At 46.5% G+C, this 1060-nt stretch carries 1 pseudogene; it reads right to left on the minus strand.

What is annotated here, in order from left to right:
- Positions 1 to 681: pseudogene (mpl, locus tag CIK04_RS24075) on the minus strand (UDP-N-acetylmuramate:L-alanyl-gamma-D-glutamyl-meso-diaminopimelate ligase); the annotation flags it as partial.
- Between the last annotated feature and the right edge of the window lie 379 nt (positions 682 to 1060).

A 1060-nucleotide genomic window follows, 5' to 3' on the forward strand; every position in this document is an offset into this window, starting at 1 on the left:
CACATCCGCTAATGCGACGTCTTGCTTGGGCGCCAAAATACGGCCATTACCAGGAACAGTACGCACTAAGTGGTGAAATTGTCGCTTGATCGCTTCAAGATCATCAAAGATGTCTGCATGATCAAACTCTAAGTTATTCATGATCAAGGTGCGAGGATGGTAATGCACAAACTTAGATCGCTTGTCGAAAAAAGCACTGTCATATTCGTCGGCTTCAACGACAAAAAAACTGCTTCGCCTAAACGCGCGGAGACACCGAAGTTACCGAGCACGCCACCAACAAGAAATCCCGGCTGGTAACCACAATCTTCCAAAATCCACGCCAGCATGCTCGAGGTAGTGGTTTTGCCATGCGTGCCCGATACCGCGAGCACCCAGCGGTCATGCAACAAAAACTCCTGCAGCCACTGCGGCCCAGAGGTATAACGCAGGTTGTGATTCAACACATATTCAACACAAGGGTTACCACGGCTCATGGCATKCATTACCACCAAGTCTGGCGCAGATTGAGCTGAGAAGGTCAAAGTCTCAATAATTTCAATGCCTTGAGAGCTCGAGCAAGGTGCTCATTGGTGGGTAAACATTGGCGTCAGAGCCGGTCACTTTGTGGCCCAACTGTCGCGCTAAAATCGCAGCACCACCCATGAAAGTGCCACAAATTCCCAAGATATGAATATGCATAAATTGAATCCTGCCATCAGACTGTTTTTTCTCGTTCTCATTATCATGATAACCGTTAGAAAAAGCGAGCAGCATTATTGGCCTTGTACCACATGCCGCTCAGTTTTTGCTGTTGGGTTGAAGCAAACGCTGTTTTTTCAGCCACTTTTTATCGAACCTCTTCGTGTAATCTAACCGGTTTCATTCGACATACAAATTGAGATCTGCGTCGGTTACTTCATTACCATTAATAAGATCTAAACCTTACACTTATTGGGAGCGCAAACGATAACCTTCGTCACATCCGATCAAGAGATGCAGCTCAAACTCCCCCAACATTATTCAGCGAAGTTTAAGGGAAATAACATGTCTGGAATGCGCACCCTTGGCGAGTTCATTG

The organism is Vibrio sp. 03_296 (genome assembly GCF_002265885.1).